A 2,728-nucleotide genomic window follows, 5' to 3' on the forward strand; every position below is an offset into this window, starting at 1 on the left:
TCATGCAAGACACCGCGCTGGCCCCCGCCGACGACCGCAACCGCAACATCATGCTGTGGGTAGTGGCGGTCGGCTTCTTCATGCAGACGCTGGATTCCACCATCGTCAACACCGCCTTGCCTTCGATGGCCAGAAGCCTGGGCGAGAGCCCGCTGCGCATGCAGTCGGTCATCATCGCGTACTCCCTGACGATGGCGGTGATCATCCCGGCCTCGGGCTGGCTGGCCGACCGCTTCGGCACACGCACCATCTTCCAGACCGCCATCGGCTTGTTCGTCGCCGGCTCGCTGGCCTGCGCGTATTCCAGCAGCCTGACCATGCTGGTGGCCGCGCGCGTGCTGCAGGGCGTGGGCGGCGCCATGCTGCTGCCGGTGGGTCGGCTGGCGGTGCTGCGGACCTTCCCGCGCGACCAGTATCTGCAGGCGCTCAGCTTCGTCGCCATTCCGGGCATGGTCGGCCCGCTGATCGGCCCGACCCTGGGCGGCTGGCTGACCCAGACGTTTTCCTGGCACTGGATCTTCCTGATCAACGTGCCGGTGGGGGCGCTGGGCGGGCTGGCCACCCTGCGCTACATGCCCAACAGCCGGCTGCACGGCGTGGCGCCGTTCGATATCAGCGGCTACCTGTTCCTGGCCATCGCCATGCTGACCCTGTCATTCTCGCTGGATGGCCTGGCCGAGCTGGGCTTCCAGCACGCCACGGTGCTGATGCTGCTGATCGCCAGCATGGCCTCGCTGACCGCCTATGTGCTGCACGCCACGCGCCGCCGGCGCCCGCTGTTCGCGCTCAGGCTGTTCCGCATCCATACCTTCAGCGTGGGCCTGCTGGGCAATCTCTTCGCGCGCATCGGCAATGGCGCCATGCCGTTCCTGATCCCGCTCACGCTGCAGGTCAGCCTGGGCTATTCGCCGTTCGAGGCGGGCATGATGATGCTGCCGATCACCGCGGCGGGCATGGCCTCCAAGCGCCTCGCCACCGGGCTGATCCAGCGCCATGGCTATCGCAAGGTGCTGGTGACCAATACCTTCATGGTGGGGCTGGCGATGGCATCGTTCTCGCTGATCTCGCCGACCCAGCCGCTGGCGCTGGTGCTGGTGCAGCTGGCCGTTTTCGGCGCCCTCAACTCGATCCAGTTCACCGCCATGAACACGGTCACGCTGAAGGACCTCGGCACCGCCGGGGCCAGCGGCGGCAACAGCATGCTGTCGATGGTGCAGATGCTGTCGATGAGCCTGGCCGTGACCTCGGCCGGCGCGCTGCTGGCGACCTTCCAGGGCAGCTTCAGCCGGCACGGCGCCATCAGCGCGCTGCCGGCTTTCCATGCCACCTTCATCTGCGTGGGGCTGATCACCTCGGCCTCCGCGTGGATCTTCCTGCAGCTTTCCCCGGACGTTGCCCGTCCCGCCGGCAAGGGCGTGCAAGACGCTACCGAGATGTAAGGCCGGGATATTGCCCGGCGCCAACGTCCTGCACTATCCCCGTTTGCCAGGCACCTGCCCGCGTGCCCGTGCGGCGGCGCGCTCGCGCAGGTCCTGCGCAAAGGCTTCCGCGGCCGCCCCGGGTTCGCGGCTGCCCTGGCGCAGCAGCCCGACGGGCTCCTCGCTGCCCTGGCCCGAGATTGGCAGCAGTACCAGCTCGCCGCTATCCAGCGCCTGGCGCATGGCGCAGCGCGGCGCCAGCCAGACCGCGTCGGACTTGAGCGCGATCAGCTGGCCCAGGTAGGCGTCCGAGGTTTCCATGGTGCCCGGCGGCAGCACGAAACCGTGGCGGGCCAGCAGGCTTTCCGTGCTGTGGCGCGGCACCGAGCCTTGCGCGGGTACGATCAGCGGGCAGGCCATCACCTCCGCCATGGCGGCATGGGTGGCCGCCAGCGCATGGCCCTTGCGCACCGCCAGCAGCAGCGGCTCGGTATCGAGCATTTCAAACCACAATCCCTCCATTACCGCCGGATCGTCCATGCGGCCGATGACGATATCCAGCACGTCGGCCTTCAGCCATTCGATCAGGGTGCGGTTCATGCCGGTCTGCACCGCCAGGCCGACCTCCGGGTGCGCGCGGCGGAATGCCAGCACGGCTTCCTGGAGCAGGTCGGGCACCACGCTGGGGAGGGCGCCTACCCTGAGCTGCTGGCGCCCCGCGGTGCCTGCGCCGCTGACGCTGTCGGCGGCCTCGTCGAGGTCCCCCAGCACCCGCAGCGCGTGGCGCAGGAAGCGCTGGCCAAGTTCGGTCAGGTCGGTCCCGGAACGCCCGCGGACCAGCAGACGTGCGTCAAGCAGCGCTTCCAGCTCGCTCAGCGTCTTGGATACCGCGGGCTGGCTCAGTCCCAACTGCTCACCGGCCAGGCCCAGGTGCTGGGTTTGCGCCACCGCGACGAAACAATGCAGGTGGCGCAGGCGGACGCGGCTGCGAAAGGCGGGTTGCATAGCAAAAAGTTATCTAAATGGGCGAAAAACTCAATTTACAGCAGTTCTCTTCGCAAATAAAGTAATGGAAATTCTTACGCAAGGAGACGCGCACCATGGCCGATTCGCCTACCAAGCTGCCGCCCGGACTGGCGCAGTACCGCCGCCAGTACTGGGATACCCAGCCCGAATACCGCTTCGATCCCTATACCTCCACCCAATTGCGCTCGCCAGACCAGCCCCTGGTGACGCTGCCGCAGACGCTGTCCGAGGTGACCGGCCCGCTGTTCGGCGCCGAGTTCGTGCGCAACGGCGATAGCGACCTC

At 67.5% G+C, this 2,728-nt stretch carries 2 protein-coding genes and 1 pseudogene; 2 read left to right on the plus strand and 1 reads right to left on the minus strand.

The window, feature by feature from the left end:
• The first annotated feature begins 50 nt into the window (after positions 1 to 50).
• The gene (mdtD, locus tag P3W85_RS38925) at positions 51 to 1,439 is read left to right on the plus strand and encodes a multidrug transporter subunit MdtD (protein WP_276268723.1); all 1,389 of its coding nucleotides are present in this window, start codon (positions 51 to 53) and stop codon (positions 1,437 to 1,439) included.
• Between the two features lie 33 nt (positions 1,440 to 1,472).
• Here mdtD and P3W85_RS38930 read toward each other — a convergent pair whose 3' ends face one another.
• Entirely contained in the window at positions 1,473 to 2,423 is a 951-nt protein-coding gene (locus P3W85_RS38930) for a LysR substrate-binding domain-containing protein (protein ID WP_276268722.1), read from the minus strand.
• A gap of 95 nt (positions 2,424 to 2,518) precedes the next feature.
• Here P3W85_RS38930 and P3W85_RS38935 point away from each other — a divergent pair.
• Positions 2,519 to 2,728, plus strand: a pseudogene (locus P3W85_RS38935) (protocatechuate 3,4-dioxygenase subunit beta); the annotation flags it as partial.

It is taken from the genome of Cupriavidus basilensis (assembly GCF_029335485.1).
Taxonomy (GTDB): Bacteria; Pseudomonadota; Gammaproteobacteria; order Burkholderiales; family Burkholderiaceae; genus Cupriavidus; species Cupriavidus basilensis_E.